Raw genomic sequence first — 17157 nt, 5'->3', positions numbered from 1 at the left:
GATCCGGTGCCCCTGGAGGGTGCGCGCGCCCCCGGGGGCACCCCTGTGCGACCGCCCGGCCGCCCGCTCCGTCACCGCGCGGCCGTCCGGACGTGGAATCATGGCCGGACCGGCCCCAACCGGTGGGCTGTTGCCTTGGGTTGGCGATGGCACAGGAACACAGGCCACGGCCTTCTAGGGGGAGGAACGATGGCGGACAGCTTCGGACCGATGCGTGACGAGGATGCCGGCGGCGGCGTCGTCGGCATGGGCCCGGAGGCGGGCTCCCCACGCAAGGAGCCCATCCGGGTCCTCGTGGTGGACGACCACGCGCTCTTCCGCCGCGGTCTGGAGATCGTGCTCGCGGCCGAGGAGGACATCCAGGTCGTGGGCGAGGCCGGGGACGGGGCGGAGGCGGTCGACAAGGCGGCCGACCTGCTGCCCGACATCGTGCTGATGGACGTGCGCATGCCCAGAAGGGGAGGCATCGAGGCCTGCACCTCCATCAAGGAGGTGGCTCCCAGTGCGAAGATCATCATGCTGACGATCAGCGACGAGGAAGCCGATCTCTACGAGGCGATCAAGGCGGGCGCGACCGGCTATCTCCTGAAGGAGATCTCCACGGACGAGGTTGCCACGGCCATTCGCGCGGTCGCCGACGGGCAGTCGCAGATCAGCCCCTCGATGGCGTCGAAGCTGTTGACGGAATTCAAGTCGATGATCCAGCGCACGGACGAACGGCGCCTCGTGCCCGCGCCGCGGCTGACCGACCGTGAGCTGGAAGTCCTCAAGCTGGTGGCCACGGGAATGAACAACCGCGACATCGCCAAGGAGTTGTTCATCTCCGAGAACACGGTGAAGAACCACGTGCGGAACATCCTGGAAAAGCTCCAGCTGCACTCCCGGATGGAAGCCGTGGTCTATGCGATGCGGGAAAAGATCCTCGAGATCCGCTGACGGCCCGGCCGGTGCGCGGACCCGGCCGTCCCGCCGGTGTCACGTCAGCGCGCGGGCCAGTTCTCTGGTCAGCGGCTCGCCCAGCTCGGGAGCGTCCACCCGCTCCACACGTACGTTCGTGCAGTCGACCCAGTCGGCGGCCTCCAGCAGCGCCTGCGCCACGGCGGGCACCGCCTTGTGGTTCCGCAGGGTCACCTGCCTGGCCACCAGGGTGCGGCCGTCGCGGGCGGGATCGACGCGGCCGACGAGGCGGCCTCCGGCCAGGACCGGCATCGCGAAGTAGCCGTGCACCCGCTTGCGTTTGGGGACGTAGGCCTCCAGGCGGTGCGTGAAGTCGAAGACGCGCTCCGTGCGGGCACGATCCCAGATGAGGGAGTCGAAGGGCGACAGGAGCGTCGTACGGTGCCGGCCGCGCGGCGGTGTCACCAGGGCCGCCGGATCGGCCCACGCGGGCTTGGACCAGCCCTCGACCGTCACCGGGACCAGCCCCGAGTCCGCGATCACCGCGTCGACCTGCTCGCCCTTGAGCCGGTGGTAGTCCGCGATGTCCGCGCGCGTGCCGACGCCCAGGGCCTCACCGGCGAGGCGCACGAGGCGGCGCAGGCACTCGGTGTCGTCCAGCTCGGTGTGCAGCAGGCCGGCCGGGATCGCACGCTCGGCGAGGTCGTACACCCGCTTCCAGCCACGGCGCTCCACGCACACCACCTCGCCGTACATCAGGGCGCGCTCCACGGCGACCTTCTCGCCGGACCAGTCCCACCACTCGCTGGTCCGCTTCGCGCCACCCAGCTCCGTGGCCGTGAGCGGCCCCTCGGCCCGCAGCTGCTTGATCACGCGGTCGTACGCGCCCTCCGGGAGCTCGTGGCTCCAGTGCGGGCGGGCGCGGTAGGCGCGGCGGCGGAAGGCGAAGTGGGGCCACTCCTCGACGGGGAGGACGCAGGCCGCGTGCGACCAGTACTCGAAGGCGTGCGGCCGCGCCGGGGCCGTGCCGGGCGCGGTGGACCAGTACGCGCCCTCGACGGCCTTGCGGCCCACGGCGCCGAGGCGGGCGTACGGGACGAGTTCGTGTGAACGGGCCAGTACCGAGATCGTGTCCAGCTGCACCGCGCCGAGGTGCCGGAGCACACCGCGGACGCCTGCCCGGCGGTCGGGTGCGCCCAGGAAGCCCTGGGCCCGCAGGATGACGCGGCGGGCCTCGTCGGCGGTCAGTTCGGCGGTGGGGAGCGGCAGGCTCGTCATGGGGCGCACGATAGGCGGTGCCACTGACAGCGGGGGCCCTACGCAGGTCAGGACGGCGGCGGCGGGCAGGGCGCGGTCGACGGCAGGCCCGGGTCCGACGGGAGCAGTGAGCACGTCCAGCAGTCGCGGCGGACGTTCCCGCGGACGACGGCCGACCGGAGGGTGCCCTCCGGGGTGAAGCCCGCCTTCACGGCCGCCGCGCGCGAGGCGTGGTTGCCGACTTCGGCCCGCCCCATCGGGCGAGTCCGCGCGGTGGGGCGCGAGGGCGCCATTCCTTTCGAACGGGCGCACAGGACGGCGCACGGCGTCACGCACCGTGAGGAACTGATGACGCACCACGCATTTCGTGGGTCCGACGCGGCACCATCCGCCGCGCCCGGCCGTTGTCCTGGTGGCTGTCGTCGCCAGGCCTCCCGGCGTGACCGGGTCCTCGCTTACGATGGCCGTTGCTCACAGCTCTGTGGAACCCGTCAGTACAACCGACCCGTCCCAGGCCCGACCGGCAAGGAGACAAACCCCCGTGTCCGTCCTCTCGAAGATCATGCGTGCAGGCGAAGGCAAGATCCTGCGCAAGCTGCACCGCATCGCGGACCAGGTCAACTCCATCGAAGAGGACTTCGTCGACCTCTCCGACGCCGATCTGCGGGCCCTCACCGACGAGTACAAGCAGCGCTACCAGGACGGTGAGAGCCTGGACGACCTGCTGCCCGAGGCGTTCGCCACCGTCCGTGAGGCCGCCAAGCGCGTCCTCGGCCAGCGCCACTACGACGTGCAGCTGATGGGCGGCGCCGCCCTGCACATGGGTTACGTGGCCGAGATGAAGACCGGTGAGGGCAAGACGCTGGTGGGCACGCTGCCGGCGTACCTGAACGCGCTGTCCGGCGAGGGCGTCCACCTCATCACGGTCAATGACTACCTGGCCGAGCGCGACTCCGAGATGATGGGGCGCGTCCACAAGTTCCTGGGCCTGGACGTCGGCTGCATCCTCGCCAACATGACGCCCGCCCAGCGGCGCGAGCAGTACGCCTGCGACATCACGTACGGCACGAACAACGAGTTCGGCTTCGACTACCTGCGCGACAACATGGCGTGGTCCAAGGACGAACTCGTCCAGCGCGGTCACAACTTCGCCATCGTCGACGAGGTCGACTCCATCCTCGTCGACGAGGCCCGTACGCCGCTGATCATCTCCGGTCCGGCGGACCAGGCCACCAAGTGGTACGGGGACTTCGCCAAGCTGGTCAGAAGGCTGAAGCGAGGTGAGCCCGGCAACCCGCTCAAGGGCGTCGAGGAGACCGGCGACTACGAGGTCGACGAGAAGAAGCGCACGGTCGCGATCCACGAGCCCGGCGTCGCCAAGGTCGAGGACTGGCTGGGCATCGACAACCTGTACGAGTCGGTGAACACCCCGCTGGTGGGCTACCTGAACAACGCCATCAAGGCCAAGGAGCTCTTCAAGAAGGACAAGGACTACGTCGTCATCGACGACGAGGTCATGATCGTCGACGAGCACACCGGCCGTATCCTCGCCGGCCGCCGCTACAACGAGGGCATGCACCAGGCGATCGAGGCGAAGGAGGGGGTGCCGATCAAGGACGAGAACCAGACGCTCGCCACGATCACCCTGCAGAACTTCTTCCGCCTCTACAACAAGCTCTCCGGCATGACCGGTACGGCGATGACCGAGGCCGCCGAGTTCCACCAGATCTACAAGCTCGGCGTGGTCCCGATCCCGACCAACAAGCCGATGGTCCGTATGGACCAGTCGGACCTGATCTACCGCACCGAGGTCGCGAAGTTCGACGCGGTCGTCGACGACATCGCCGAGAAGCACGAGAAGGGCCAGCCGATCCTCGTCGGCACCACCTCGGTCGAGAAGTCCGAGTACCTCTCGCAGCAGCTCAGCAAGCGAGGCGTCCAGCACGAGGTGCTCAACGCCAAGCAGCACGACCGGGAGGCGACGATCGTCGCCCAGGCCGGCCGCAAGGGCGCCGTCACCGTGGCCACCAACATGGCCGGCCGCGGTACCGACATCAAGCTCGGCGGCAACCCCGAGGACCTCGCCGAGGCGGAGCTGCGCCAGCGTGGCCTCGACCCCGAGGAGCACATCGAGGAGTGGGCCGCGGCCCTGCCCGCCGCCCTGGAGAAGGCCGAGCAGGCCGTCAAGGCGGAGAAGGACGAGGTCGAGGCGCTCGGCGGGCTCTACGTCCTCGGCACCGAGCGGCACGAGTCGCGCCGCATCGACAACCAGCTGCGCGGCCGCTCCGGCCGTCAGGGCGACCCGGGCGAGTCCCGTTTCTACCTGTCCCTCGGTGACGACCTGATGCGCCTGTTCAAGGCCCAGATGGTCGAGCGCGTGATGTCCATGGCCAATGTGCCGGACGACGTGCCGATCGAGAACAAGATGGTCACCCGCGCGATCGCGTCCGCCCAGTCGCAGGTCGAGCAGCAGAACTTCGAGACCCGCAAGAACGTCCTCAAGTACGACGAGGTCCTCAACCGCCAGCGCGAGGTCATCTACGGCGAGCGGCGCCGCGTCCTGGAGGGCGAGGACCTGCGCGAGCAGATCCTGCACTTCATGGACGACACGATCGACGCGTACATCTCCGCCGAGACCGCCGAGGGCTTCGCCGAGGAGTGGGACCTCGACCGGCTGTGGGGCGCGTTCAAGCAGCTCTACCCGGTGAAGGTCACCATCGACGAGCTGGAGGAGGCGGCCGGCGACCGGGCCGGGCTGACCGCCGAGTTCATCGGCGAGTCGGTCAAGGACGACATCCACGCGCAGTACGAGGAGCGGGAGACGCAGCTCGGCCCCGACATCATGCGCGAGCTGGAGCGCCGCGTCGTGCTGTCCGTGCTGGACCGCAAGTGGCGCGAGCACCTCTACGAGATGGACTACCTCCAGGAGGGCATCGGCCTGCGGGCGATGGCGCAGAAGGACCCGCTGGTCGAGTACCAGCGGGAGGGCTTCGACATGTTCAACGCCATGATGGAGGGCATCAAGGAGGAGTCCGTCGGCTACCTGTTCAACCTGGAGGTCCAGGTCGAGCAGCAGGTCGAGGAGGTCCCCGTCGAGGACGCGGGTCCGTCGGCGTCGCCGTCGCTGGACAAGCAGGACACGGTGCCGGCCCAGGCGGGCGCCCGTCCGGAGATCCGCGCCAAGGGCCTGGAGGCCCCGCAGCGCCGGGAGCGGCTGCACTTCTCCGCGCCCACGGTGGACGGCGAGGGCGGTGTCGTCGAGGGCGACCTGCCCACCGACGACGAGCCCGTCCGCTCCGAGGCCGACGGCCTCACGCGCGCCGAGCGCCGCAAGCAGGCGAAGGGCGGCCGGCGCCGCAAGAAGTGACGCCCGCCGCACGAGAGACGTCCGAGTGAAGGCCGGGCACCTCCTGGGGTGCCCGGCCTTCGGCGTTTCCGGACCTGACCGGATTCAGGACGCAGGCTCTCAGTCGTCGTCCGCGTGCGGCATCCTCGGCCCGCCCAGTTCCACGGCCGCGCAGCGCCAGCGGCTGCCGGAGCCGTGCTCCAGCCGGAAGGCCATGGCGCACAGCCGGTCGCCGGCACCGACACGGACGAAGGCCTCGATGACGCCCGGACGGGGCTCGCAGTAGCCGATGGCGCGCACGACGGGACGGGTGCCGCGGGTGGTGCGCAGGGGGCCGTGCTCGGCGAGCCAGGCCAGTTCGTCGTAGGCGCGGCCCACGGTGTGCCGCAGCATGCTGTGCACCGGACGCTGCCCGCTCAGCACCCCGAGCAGCAGTTCGGTGAAGTGGTCGAGCCCGTCGCGCGGAGCGGCGCCGACCGTGCGCGCCGCGCGTCCCGGCAGGCCGCCACCGGGGCGCGGGGAGTCGTGGCGGACGGGCGGGCGGGCGGCCGGCCGGCGCCTGGGCCTGGTCATGACCTTGTGCATGGAAGTCCCCGTTCTCGTGTGCCACTCGTGTGCCGCCCGGAGTCGGTCGCCGCGGTCGGCAGCCGGTGGATACCGGCCGGTAACTACTTGCTGAGGACCTTGTACGGGGCGCGGACCGGCGGTCGCAAGGCGGTCCGCGGGCGCGGCGGGGCCGCCGGAACGACCACCTATCAGGGTGACGCGGGCGAGCGGAACGCAGGGCGTTCCCGGGGCGCACCGGGTGAACGGAGAGGCGGCGGGTGGACGCCCCGACGGGCGCGGCCGGGACCCGATGGGGGACCCCCGCACGTACCCCGCACGTATCCTGGGGTGACCCGGCGGAGGCCCCCGTACCCCTCCGGCGGCCCTTCCCGACTACGAAAGCGGCTCGTCATGCGCGTCTACGTCCCTCTGACCCTCCCCGGTCTCGCCGCGGCGTACGAGACGGGTGAGCTGGGTGAAGGACCGTTCGTCGCGTACGCCGTGACGCCGGCGCTGCGCGAGTGGTACCTGTCCGACGACATCGAGGAGCTGGAGTACGCCGCGCTCAACCGCGCCGCCCTCGCCTCCCTGCGGCTCCTCGCGGTGGACCCCGCGGCCGCCCGGCGGCGGGTCGTCGTCGCCGTGGACGTACCCGACGGGGCGGCCGTGGCCGATCCCGACCGCGGCCTGGACCCCGTGGCGCTCGGCGAGGTCCGGGTGGCCGGGTCCGTGCCGCTCGGCAAGGCGGCAGCCGTGCACGTCGACGCGGACGACGCCGAGGCCGACGTCGCCGCCGCCGCGGCGGCGCTGGGAGCCGCGGACCAGGGGGACGACGACGCCCGGTTCACCGTGGACGGCGCCGAGGACCACGAACTGCTCTGGTACGCGACGCAGGAGATCCCCACCCTGGTGGGGCCGGCGGGCGACTGACGGGCCCGCCGTACGGTCACCGTGCGTGACCCGTCACCGTGCGTTGTCAGTGGCTGCGGGTACGTTCTCGGGTATGGGGAAGCACGGAGCAGCACACATCGTCTGGGACTGGAACGGCACCCTCTTCCACGACAACGACGCGGTCATCGGGGCGACGAACGCCGCCTTCGCCGAGCTGGGCATCGCACCGATCACGCTGGACCGGTACCGGGCGCTGTACTGCGTGCCGGTGCCGAAGTTCTACGAGCGGCTGCTCGGCCGGCTGCCGACGCTCGACGAGTGGGAGGTCATGGACGAGACCTTCCACCGGTACTACACGGAGCACCGCACGGTCTGCGGGCTCACCGAGGGGGTGCCGGCCCTGCTCGCGGGCTGGGGAGCGGCCGGGCGCAGCCAGTCCATCCTCAGCATGTACGGCCACGAGGAACTGGTCCCGCTGGTCCGGGGCTTCGGGATCGAGCCGCACTTCATACGTGTCGACGGGCGGACCGGGCCGTCCGGCGGCAGCAAGGCCGAGCACATGGTGCGGCACCTGGCCGCGCTGGCCGGGGTGCGTCCCTCGCGGGTGGTCGTCATCGGGGACGCGGCCGACGACGCGGTCGCGGCGCGGCACGCCGGGGCGCAGGCGGTGCTCTACACCGGTGGCTCACACAGCCGCTCCAGCCTCGAGGGCGTGGGCGTGCCCGTGGTCGACACCCTGGAGGAGGCGGTGACGGAGGCCGAGCGGCTGGTGGCGTAGCGCGCCGGGAGGCACCCTCGCCGGGTGGCGCTCCGCGGGGTGGCGTCAGGACACGGGGGCCTTGGCGCGCAGGACCGTGAGGAACTCCCGCATCCAGCGGGAGTGGTCCGGCCAGCAGCGGGACGACACGAGCGTGCCGTCGACGACCGCCTCGGCGTCCTGGAAGGTGGCGCCGGCGGCCTGCATGTCCAGCTCCAGTGCCGGGTACGCCGTGACCCGGCGGCCGCGGAGGGCGCCGACGGCGGCGGTCAGCAGCGGGCCGTGGCAGATCTGGGCCACCGGCTTGTCCGTGTCGAAGAAGGACTTGAGGATCTTGCGGAGTTCGGGGTCGTTGCGGAGGTACTCCGGTGCGCGGCCGCCCGGGACGACGAGGGCGGCGTAGCGGCCGGGGTCGATCTCCGAGAAGGCGAGGTCGGCGGGCCAGGTGTAACCGGGTTTCTCGGTGTAGGTGTCGAAGCCGGGCTCGAAGTCGTGGACGACGAGGCGGAGTTTCTTGCGGGCGGGGGCCGCGATGTGCACGTCGTACCCCTCCTCGCGCAGGCGCTGGTGAGGGTAGAGGACCTCCAGTGACTCGGCCGCGTCGCCGGTGACGATCAGGATCTTGGCTGACATGTCGCTGCTTCCCCCTCGGCGTGGTGTCGTGCTCCGGCGTGGTGTCACGCCCCGGCGCGGTGTGCGCCGGCGTCGGGCGTCATGGGCAACGTGCCGCGCGGGCGGGGGCTTGCCAAGGGGGTGTGCCCCTGGCGGGTCTCCCTGTGCGAAACGTCAAAGTTCGACCCCTGCTTTTGTATACATACAGCTCATGACGGGGGGCCCGTCCGGAGCGATAGCCTTGTGAGGTGATCAGCGCGATAACCCGCGGGGGCCTCGTCGTCCCTGCCCAGCGCCCGGAGAGCACGGCCGACAGCCGTGACCGGGCGGCGGTCGCCGACTCACGCGGGCGGGAGGGAGCCGGAAGGGCTCCCGGGAGGCCGGAACAGTCCGGGGACGGCTCGCCGAGAGCAGCGTCACACCTTTCGGGGATGCCGAGAATGGCTGATAACCCCTCGCTCACCTCACCTTGCGGCATAGCGTCGGATCAGACCGGACACCCCGCGTCCAGACGTTGCGTCGGAGGGTCGCACACCGAGAATCCTTCAACGTCACGCAATGGCGCGCGACAGGAGCCAGAGGACCATGCAGACCAAGCTGGACGAAGCCAAGGCCGAGCTGCTCGATCGGGCCGCCCGGGTAGCTGAGAACAGTCCGGTCGGGGGAAACCCACCGACCGGGACGACGGGCGAGGGCACACCGGACCGGGACGCCGTACTCGCCTTCCTCCAGCGCTACTACCTGCACATCGCCCCGGAGGACCTCACCGGCCGCGACCCGGTCGACCTCCTCGGAGCCGCCTTCTCGCACCACCGGCTGGCCGAGACGCGTCCCCAGGGCACGGCCAACGTGCGGGTGCACACCCCGACCGTCGAGGAGAACGGCTGGACCTGCAGCCACTCCGTCGTCGAGGTCGTCACGGACGACATGCCCTTCCTCGTCGACTCGGTCACCAACGAGCTGTCGCGGCAGGGGCGTGGCATCCACGTCGTCATCCACCCGCAGATCGTCGTCCGGCGGGACGTGACGGGAAGACTCATCGAGGTCCTCACCACTCCGGCCGCCGCCGGCGAGCTGCCGCACGACGCCCATGTCGAGTCCTGGATCCACGTCGAGATCGACCGGGAGACCGACCGCGCCGACCTCCGGCAGATCACCGCGGACCTGCTGCGGGTCCTCTCCGACGTGCGCGAGGCCGTCGAGGACTGGGAGAAGATGCGGGACGCGGCGGTCCGCATCGCCGACGAGCTGCCCTCCGAACCCGTGGCGGACGACCTGCGCCAGGAGGAGATCGAGGAGGCCCGCGAGCTGCTGCGCTGGCTGGCCCAGGACCACTTCACCTTCCTCGGCTACCGGGAGTACCAGCTGCGGGACGACGACTCGCTCGCCGCCGTCGCCGGCACCGGGCTCGGCATCCTGCGCGCCGACCCGCAGCACCAGGGCGACGACAGCCACCCCGTCAGCCCGTCCTTCGAGCGCCTGCCCCGCGACGCCCGGGCCAAGGCCCGCGAGCACCGGCTGCTCGTCCTCACCAAGGCCAACAGCCGCGCCACCGTGCACCGCCCGAGCTACCTCGACTACGTCGGCGTGAAGAAGTTCGACGCCGAGGGCAACGTCATCGGGGAGCGGCGGTTCCTCGGCCTGTTCTCGTCCGCCGCGTACACCGAGTCCGTGCGCCGGGTGCCCGTCATCCGCCGCAAGGTGCAGGAGGCGCTCCGGCGCGCCGGGTTCTCGCCCAACAGCCACGACGGGCGCGACCTGCTGCAGATCCTGGAGACGTACCCGCGCGACGAGCTCTTCCAGACGCCGGTCGACGAGCTGCTCGCCATCGCCACCTCCGTGCTCTACCTGCAGGAGCGGCGCCGGCTGCGGCTCTACCTGCGCCAGGACGAGTACGGGCGCTACTACTCCGCCCTGGTCTACCTGCCGCGCGACCGCTACACCACGGCGGTGCGGCTGCGCATCATCGACATCCTCAAGGAGGAGCTCGGCGGCACCAGCGTCGACTTCACCGCCTGGAACACCGAGTCGGTGCTGTCCCGGCTGCACTTCGTGGTCCGCGTCCCGCAGGGCACCGAACTGCCCCACCTCAGCGACGCCGACAAGGAGCGCATCGAGGGGCGGCTGGTGGACGCCGCCCGCTCGTGGGCCGACGGGTTCGGCGAGGCGCTGAACGCCGAGGTCGGCGAGGAGCGCGCGGCCGAGCTGCTGCGCCGGTACGCGGGTGCCTTCACCGAGGGCTACAAGGCGGACCACTCCCCGCGCGCGGCCGTCGCGGACCTGGTCCGTCTCGAGGAGCTGGACACCTCCGAGGGCGGCGAGGACTTCGCGCTGAACCTGTACGAGCCCGTGGGCGCCGGGCCCGGCGACCGCCGGTTCAAGATCTACCGCAGGGGCGAGTCCGTCTCCCTGTCCGCGGTCCTGCCCGTGCTCAGCCGGCTCGGGGTGGAGGTCGTCGACGAGCGGCCCTACGAGCTGCGCTGCGCGGACCGTACGACCGCCTGGATCTACGACTTCGGGCTGCGGGTGCCCAAGACGCCGGGCGGCAACGGGGACTACCTGGGCGAGGACGGGCGCGAGCGGTTCCAGGAGGCATTCGCCGCGACCTGGACGGGGCGCGCGGAGAACGACGGGTTCAACTCGCTGGTGCTGAGCGCCGGGCTGACCTGGCGGCAGGCCATGGTGCTGCGGGCGTACGCGAAGTACCTGAAGCAGGCGGGTTCCACCTTCAGCCAGGACTACATGGAGGACACCCTCCGTGACAACGTCCACACGACCCGTCTGCTCGTGTCACTGTTCGAGGCGCGGATGTCGCCGGACCGGCAGAAGGCCGGTCACGAGCTGGTCGACGCGCTCCTGGAGGAGCTGGACAGCGCGCTGGACCAGGTGGCGAGCCTCGACGAGGACCGCATCCTGCGGGCCTTCCTGACGGTCATCAAGGCCACGCTGCGGACCAACTTCTTCCAGGAGGCCAGTGGCGGCAGGCCGCACACCTACGTCTCGATGAAGTTCGACCCGCAGGCCATTCCCGACCTCCCGGCGCCGCGTCCGGCGTACGAGATCTGGGTGTACTCGCCGCGCGTCGAGGGCGTGCACCTCAGGTTCGGCAAGGTCGCGCGCGGTGGTCTGCGCTGGTCCGACCGGCGCGAGGACTTCCGTACCGAGATCCTCGGCCTGGTCAAGGCGCAGATGGTGAAGAACACCGTCATCGTGCCGGTCGGCGCCAAGGGCGGTTTCGTCGCCAAGCAGCTCCCCGACCCGTCGGTGGACCGGGACGCCTGGATGGCGGAGGGGATCGCCAGCTACAAGACGTTCATCTCCGCCCTGCTGGACATCACCGACAACATGGTGGCCGGCGAGGTCGTGCCGCCCGCCGACGTCGTCCGGCACGACGAGGACGACACGTACCTGGTGGTCGCGGCCGACAAGGGCACGGCGACGTTCTCCGACCTCGCCAACGGGGTCGCGCAGAGCTACAACTTCTGGCTCGGGGACGCCTTCGCCTCCGGCGGCTCCGCGGGCTACGACCACAAGGGCATGGGCATCACCGCCCGCGGGGCCTGGGAGTCCGTGAAGCGGCACTTCCGTGAGCTGGGCGTGGACACGCAGTCCGAGAACTTCACGGTCGTCGGCATCGGCGACATGTCCGGTGACGTGTTCGGCAACGGCATGCTGCTCTCCGAGCACATCCGGCTGGTGGCCGCCTTCGACCACCGGCACATCTTCATCGACCCGGAGCCGGACGCGGCGACCTCGTACGCCGAGCGCCGCCGGCTGTTCGAGCTGCCGCGCTCCTCCTGGGCGGACTACGACACCGGGCTGCTCTCCGCGGGCGGCGGGGTGTTCCCCCGGACCGCGAAGTCGATCCCGCTGAACAAGCAGATCCGCGCGGCCCTCGGCATCGAGGGCGGTGTCGGCAAGATGACCCCCGCCGACCTGATGAAGGCGATCCTCAGGGCGCCGGTCGACCTGCTGTGGAACGGCGGCATCGGTACGTACGTCAAGGCGTCCACCGAGTCCAACGCCGACGTCGGCGACAAGGGCAACGACGCCATCCGCGTCGACGGCGGCGACCTGCGGGTCCAGGTCGTCGGCGAGGGCGGCAACCTCGGCCTGACCCAGCTGGGCCGGATCGAGTTCGCGCTGCACGGCGGCCGGATCAACACCGACGCCATCGACAACAGCGCGGGCGTGGACACCTCCGACCACGAGGTGAACATCAAGATCCTGCTCAACGGCCTGGTCGCGGACGGCGACATGACCGTCAAGCAGCGCAACAAGCTGCTCGCCGAGATGACCGACGAGGTCGGCACGCTGGTGCTGCGCAACAACTACGCGCAGAACACGGCGATCGCCAACGCCCTCGCCCAGTCCAAGGACATGCTCCACGCACAGCAGCGCTTCATCCGCCACCTGGTGCGCGCGGGCCGCCTCGACCGGGCGCTGGAGTTCCTGCCCACCGACCGGCAGATCCGCGAGCGGGTGGGCAACGGACAGGGCCTGAGCGGCCCGGAGACGGCCGTGCTGCTGGCCTACACGAAGATCACGGTCGCCGAGGAGCTGCTGCACACCTCGCTGCCCGACGACCCGTACCTGCAGGGCCTGCTGCACACGTACTTCCCGACGGCGCTGCGGGACCGGTTCGCCGAGCGCATCGGGGGCCACCCGCTGCGCCGGGAGATCACCACGACCGTGCTGGTCAACGACACGGTCAACACGGGCGGTACGACGTACCTGCACCGGCTGCGGGAGGAGACCGGGGCCTCGCTGGAGGAGATCGTCCGGGCGCAGACCGCGGCCCGCGCGATCTTCCGCTCGTCGCCCGTGTGGGACGCGGTGGAGGCCCTGGACAACAAGGTCGAGGCCGCCGTGCAGACCCGGATCCGGCTGCACTCGCGGCGGCTGGTGGAGCGGGGCACGCGCTGGCTGCTCAACAACCGGCCGCAGCCGCTGGAGCTCACCGAGACCGTCGCGTTCTTCGAGGAGGGCGTGGGCCGGGTCTGGGCCGAGCTGCCCAAGCTGCTGCGCGGCGCGGACCTGGAGTGGTACCAGGGGATCCATGACGAGCTGACGGGCGCCGGCGTCCCCGGCGAGCTCGCCACGCGGGTCGCCGGGTTCTCCTCCGCCTTCCCCGCGCTCGACATCGTCACGGTCGCCCACCGGGTGGACCGGGACCCGCTGGAGGTCGCCGAGATCTACTACGACCTCGCCGACCGGCTGCGGATCAGCCGGCTCATGGACCGCATCATCGAGCTGCCCCGTGCCGACCGCTGGCAGTCCATGGCCCGCGCGGCGATCCGCGAGGACCTGTACTCGGCCCACGCGGCGCTCACGGCCGAGGTCCTGTCGGCGGGTGACGGCTCCTCGTCGCCCGAGCAGCGCTTCAAGGCGTGGGAGCAGAAGAACGCGCCCATCCTGAGCCGGGCGCGCACCACGCTGGAGGAGATCCAGGGCTCCGACTCGTTCGACCTGGCGAACCTGTCGGTGGCGATGCGGACGATGCGGACGCTGCTGCGCAACCCGTAGGGGCGGAACGAGGGGGCGCCCCCGGGTCCTGGTGGACTCGGGGGCGCCCCCTTCCTTGTCCGGCTTCGTCCGGCGCGCGGGCGGCGCCTTTCAGGGGCAAACGGAATATTCGGGTTATCGTTGCCCCGATTGTCCGACGATGGTCCGACGGGTGAACAGGGAGGTTCCGGACCCGTGAGTGTGAACCTCGCCGGGGTGCGGGTGCCCGCCCGGGGCGCCGCTGCCCTGCCGGCGCGCGTACGGTCCCGTCGTCTCGCCGTCGAGGTGGTGAAGTTCGGGCTCGTCGGCGGCAGCGGGGTGGCGGTGAACTTCCTGGCCTTCAACGCCCTGCTGCACGGCGGGGCCGCGCCGCCCATGGCCGCCACGGTGATCGCCAGCTGTCTCGCCATGGCCACCAACTACCTGGGCTTCCGCTTCTTCACCTACCGCGACCGGGCCGCGCGCGTGCCGCGCCAGCTCGCCCTGTTCCTCGCCTTCAGCGGCCTCGGCATCCTCATGGAGAGCGGGCTGTTCTACGTCTCCCACCACGGTCTGGGCCTCACCGGACCGGTCGGCTCCAACGCGGCCAAGGCCCTGTCGATCGCGCTCGCCTCGGCGTTCCGCTTCCTCGCGTACCGGGCGTGGGTGTTCGCGGGCGCTACTTCCCCGTGAACTTCTCGTACTCCTTCAGCACCTCCGCCGTCGGCCCGTCCATGCGCAGCTCACCGCGTTCCAGCCACAGCACCCGGTCGCAGGTGTCCCGGATCGACTTGTTGTTGTGGCTGACCAGGAAGACCGTGCCCGCGTGCTTGCGCAGTTCGCGGATGCGGGCCTCGGAGCGCTTCTGGAAGGAGCGGTCCCCGGTGGCGAGGGCCTCGTCGACGAGGAGGACGTCGTGGTCCTTCGCGGCGGCGATGGAGAACCGCAGCCGCGCCGCCATGCCGGAGGAGTACGTGCGCATCGGCAGCGTGATGAAGTCGCCCTTCTCGTTGATCCCGGAGAAGTCGACGATTCCCTGGTAGCGCTGCCTGACCTGCTCACGGGACATGCCCATGGCGAGGCCGCCGAGGTGGACGTTGCGCTCGCCGGTGAGGTCGTTCATCAGCGCGGCGTTGACGCCGAGGAGGGACGGCTGGCCGTCCGTGTAGATACGGCCGCTCTCCACGGGCAGCAGTCCGGCGACGGCCTTGAGGAGGGTCGACTTGCCGGAGCCGTTCGTCCCGATCAGCCCGATGGCCTCCCCGCGGTAGGCGGTGAAGGACACGTCCTTCACCGCGTGCACCTTGCGGACGCCCGCCGTCTTCTCGGTCTTCTTCCGGCGCAGGATGCGGTTGAGCGCGGCGGTGGCGGTGCCGCGGCCCGCGCCGGTGCCGTTGACGCGGTAGACGATGTCGACGTGGTCGGCGACGACGGTGGGGACGCGCTCCGCGGTGGCGGTCCCGTGCGTGCCCTGCGGGCCCCCGGTGGGGCGGGTGGTGGTGTCAGCCACGGCCGTACGTCTCCTCAGCCTTCCAGAAGTAGATGAAGCCGCCGATGCCGGCGAGCAGGGCCCAGCCCAGGGCGACGGCCCAGACGTGGTCGGGCAGTTGGCTGCCCGGGAAGCTGTCGATCAGCGCGAACCGCATGAGGTCGATGTAGACCGCCGCCGGGTTGTACTCCAGCAGGTGGTGCACCCAGTGCGGCAGGTCCGTCCTGGCGAGGACCACCGGGAGGCTGTACATCACGCCGGAGGCGTACATCCAGGTGCGCAGCACGAACGGCATCAGTTGTGAGGCGTCGGGCGTCCTCGCCCCCACCCGGGCCATGAACAGCGCCGCGCCCGCGTTGAACGTGAACTGCAGGACGAGCGCGGGGACGACCAGCAGCCAGGACGCGGCGACCGGCACGCCGAAGACGAGCAGGATGACGACCAGCGCGGCCATCGAGAACAGCAGCTGCTGGAGCTGCTGCAGGCAGTACGACAGCGGGAGCGAGGCCCGCGGGAAGTGCAGGGCGCGGACCAGCCCGAGACTGCCGGAGATGGCCTTCGTGCCCGCCAGGATCGAGCTCTGCGTGAACGTCCACACGAACACGCCGGTCACCAGGAACGGCACGTAGTCGGGCACGCCGCGGCTGGTGCCCATCAGTACGCCGAAGATCAGGAAGTAGACCGCCGCGTTCAGCAGCGGGTTCACCACCTGCCAGAGCTGGCCGAGCTTCGCCTGGCTGTACTGGGCGGTGAGCTTGGCGGTGGCGAACGAGGTGATGAAGTGCCGGCGCGCCCACAGCTGCCGCACGTACGCGGGCAGGGAGGGACGGGCACCGCTGACGCTGAGGCCGTACCGCGCGGCCAGCTCGGCCGGGGACCCGGCGGGGACCGGTGCGGGGGCTTCCGGCGCGGCGGGCTCCGGTGCGGGGGGTGCCGTGGGAGGCGGTGTGTCGAGGGCCTGGCTCACATCCGCTGCTTTCGCTCGGGGTGTCCCCGGCCGGCGCGGTGCGCGCCGGGCGCCGGACGCACGTCGGGGCGTACGTCGGGACGGGACCGTTTCGTCGCCACGTGAGCGTAGGGCGAAGGGACGTCGGAACGCAACCGTTTCGTCGTGACGCCCTATGCTGGACGCATGACGAGCAGAGCCGACGCCACCGGGGCGCGACCGCCGCAGCGCGCGCGCCGCAGGGCCCCCGCGGGGGCGGCCGTGCTGCGGGAGGACGTGACCGAGGCCATCCGTGCCGCGGTCTTCGAGGAGCTCGCGGCCGTCGGCTACGCCCGCATGTCCATCGAGGGCATCGCGCGCCGCGCGGGGGTCGGCAAGACGGCGGTCTACCGCCGCTGGCGCTCCAAGCTCCACCTGGTCCTGGACCTGGTCTCGGCCGTCGCGGTGCAGGGCCTGCCGGCGCCGGACACGGGCTCCCTGGAGACGGACCTGCGGCTGCTGTACGAGGTGACCTCCCGCGCCCTGCGCCACCCGGTGGCCGGCCAGATCATCCCCGACCTCCAGGCGGAGGCGGCCCGCAACCCGGAGATCGCCGAGGCCATGCAGAAGGCGCTCCGCGAGGGCCAGCAGAGTGTCGTGAGCGGCATCGTCCGGGCGGCGGCCGCGCGGGGCGAGATCGGCGCGGACGTCGACGAGAATCTGGCCCTGGACATCGTCTCGGGCCCGCTCTACTGGCGCGCGGTGGTCGTCCGCGGCCCGAAGCTGCCGAAGGGGTACCTGCCGGGCCTGGCCAGGGCGACTACGGCGGCGCTCAAGGCGCTGTAGGCGCTGTAGGGGCCACGGGCGTCGCGGGCACCGCGGGCGGACGTGACGGGTGCCCGCGCGCGCCCCGTACGCGTGACGGCGGGAGCGCCGCGCCCACCCCGCGCGCC

Annotated in this window: 12 protein-coding genes and 1 pseudogene; 7 read left to right on the top strand and 6 right to left on the bottom strand. The window is 71.2% G+C overall.

All coding sequences use genetic code 11. From position 1 onward, the window contains the following. Positions 1-189 precede the first annotated feature (189 nt). Positions 190-936, top strand: coding sequence for a response regulator (locus tag UW392_RS39180; RefSeq protein WP_189216684.1), 747 nt, complete (start codon positions 190-192; stop codon positions 934-936). Positions 937-975: 39 nt separating this feature from the next. On the opposite strand, the gene UW392_RS39175 is transcribed toward UW392_RS39180, so the two are convergent. After that, positions 976-2175: a winged helix-turn-helix domain-containing protein gene (locus UW392_RS39175; protein WP_320780014.1), complete on the bottom strand. Its 1200-nt coding sequence runs from the start codon at positions 2173-2175 to the stop codon at positions 976-978. Positions 2176-2222: 47 nt separating this feature from the next. Beyond that, positions 2223-2405: pseudogene (locus UW392_RS39170) on the bottom strand (GNAT family N-acetyltransferase); the annotation flags it as partial. Between the two features lie 290 nt (positions 2406-2695). On the opposite strand from UW392_RS39170, the gene secA reads away from it, so the two are divergent. Further along, positions 2696-5521: a preprotein translocase subunit SecA gene (secA, locus tag UW392_RS39165; protein WP_320780013.1), complete on the top strand. Its 2826-nt coding sequence runs from the start codon at positions 2696-2698 to the stop codon at positions 5519-5521. Positions 5522-5620: 99 nt separating this feature from the next. Here secA and UW392_RS39160 read toward each other — a convergent pair whose 3' ends face one another. After that, complete coding sequence (locus tag UW392_RS39160) at positions 5621-6073, bottom strand: Rv3235 family protein (protein WP_320780012.1); 453 nt, start codon at positions 6071-6073, stop codon at positions 5621-5623. A 384-nt stretch (positions 6074-6457) separates the two neighbouring features. On the opposite strand from UW392_RS39160, the gene UW392_RS39155 reads away from it, so the two are divergent. Further along, a complete protein-coding gene (locus UW392_RS39155) occupies positions 6458-6976 on the top strand; it encodes a DUF6912 family protein (protein ID WP_320780011.1) in 519 nt (172 codons plus the stop codon). A gap of 73 nt (positions 6977-7049) precedes the next feature. Next, complete coding sequence (locus UW392_RS39150) at positions 7050-7715, top strand: HAD family hydrolase (RefSeq protein ID WP_320780010.1); 666 nt, start codon at positions 7050-7052, stop codon at positions 7713-7715. Between the two features lie 45 nt (positions 7716-7760). On the opposite strand, the gene UW392_RS39145 is transcribed toward UW392_RS39150, so the two are convergent. Next, the gene (locus tag UW392_RS39145; protein WP_320780009.1) at positions 7761-8327 is read right to left on the bottom strand and encodes a DJ-1/PfpI family protein; all 567 of its coding nucleotides are present in this window, start codon (positions 8325-8327) and stop codon (positions 7761-7763) included. Between the two features lie 564 nt (positions 8328-8891). Here UW392_RS39145 and UW392_RS39140 point away from each other — a divergent pair. Both UW392_RS39140 and UW392_RS39135 read left to right on the top strand, forming a co-directional pair. Next, positions 8892-13832, top strand: a complete 4941-nt coding sequence (locus UW392_RS39140) for an NAD-glutamate dehydrogenase (protein ID WP_320780008.1) — start codon at positions 8892-8894, stop codon at positions 13830-13832. 174 nt (positions 13833-14006) lie between these two features. Continuing rightward, a complete protein-coding gene (locus tag UW392_RS39135) occupies positions 14007-14483 on the top strand; it encodes a GtrA family protein (RefSeq protein WP_320780007.1) in 477 nt (158 codons plus the stop codon). Here the strand turns inward: UW392_RS39135 and UW392_RS39130 are convergent. Together UW392_RS39130 and UW392_RS39125 are read right to left on the bottom strand one after the other, a co-directional pair. After that, a complete protein-coding gene (locus tag UW392_RS39130) occupies positions 14470-15300 on the bottom strand; it encodes an ABC transporter ATP-binding protein (RefSeq protein ID WP_414497008.1) in 831 nt (276 codons plus the stop codon). The genes UW392_RS39135 and UW392_RS39130 overlap by 14 nt on opposite strands. Beyond that, on the bottom strand, positions 15293-16246 hold the full coding sequence (locus tag UW392_RS39125; protein ID WP_320780006.1) for an ABC transporter permease: 954 nt from the start codon (positions 16244-16246) through the stop codon (positions 15293-15295). The genes UW392_RS39130 and UW392_RS39125 overlap by 8 nt, the downstream gene beginning before the upstream one ends. Before the next feature lie 165 nt (positions 16247-16411). On the opposite strand from UW392_RS39125, the gene UW392_RS39120 reads away from it, so the two are divergent. Beyond that, a complete protein-coding gene (locus UW392_RS39120) occupies positions 16412-17050 on the top strand; it encodes a TetR/AcrR family transcriptional regulator (RefSeq protein WP_320780005.1) in 639 nt (212 codons plus the stop codon). Positions 17051-17157 lie beyond the last annotated feature (107 nt).

The organism is Streptomyces sp. CRN 30 (assembly GCF_034105845.1).
Note: the sequence above shows the minus strand (reverse complement) of the source record. Positions and strands in the feature narration are given on the sequence as shown.

Excerpts from the sequence above, each read along its gene's own strand:
- UW392_RS39160 (WP_320780012.1), bottom strand. The coding sequence starts at position 6,073 with ATGACCAGGCCCAGGCGCCGGCCGGCCGCCCGCCCGCCCGTCCGCCAC.
- UW392_RS39150 (WP_320780010.1), top strand. The coding sequence starts at position 7,050 with ATGGGGAAGCACGGAGCAGCACACATCGTCTGGGACTGGAACGGCACC.
- UW392_RS39120 (WP_320780005.1), top strand. The coding sequence starts at position 16,412 with ATGACGAGCAGAGCCGACGCCACCGGGGCGCGACCGCCGCAGCGCGCG.
- UW392_RS39155 (WP_320780011.1), top strand. The coding sequence starts at position 6,458 with ATGCGCGTCTACGTCCCTCTGACCCTCCCCGGTCTCGCCGCGGCGTAC.
- UW392_RS39140 (WP_320780008.1), top strand. The coding sequence starts at position 8,892 with ATGCAGACCAAGCTGGACGAAGCCAAGGCCGAGCTGCTCGATCGGGCC.
- UW392_RS39175 (WP_320780014.1), bottom strand. The coding sequence starts at position 2,175 with ATGACGAGCCTGCCGCTCCCCACCGCCGAACTGACCGCCGACGAGGCC.
- UW392_RS39145 (WP_320780009.1), bottom strand. The coding sequence starts at position 8,327 with ATGTCAGCCAAGATCCTGATCGTCACCGGCGACGCGGCCGAGTCACTG.
- UW392_RS39180 (WP_189216684.1), top strand. The coding sequence starts at position 190 with ATGGCGGACAGCTTCGGACCGATGCGTGACGAGGATGCCGGCGGCGGC.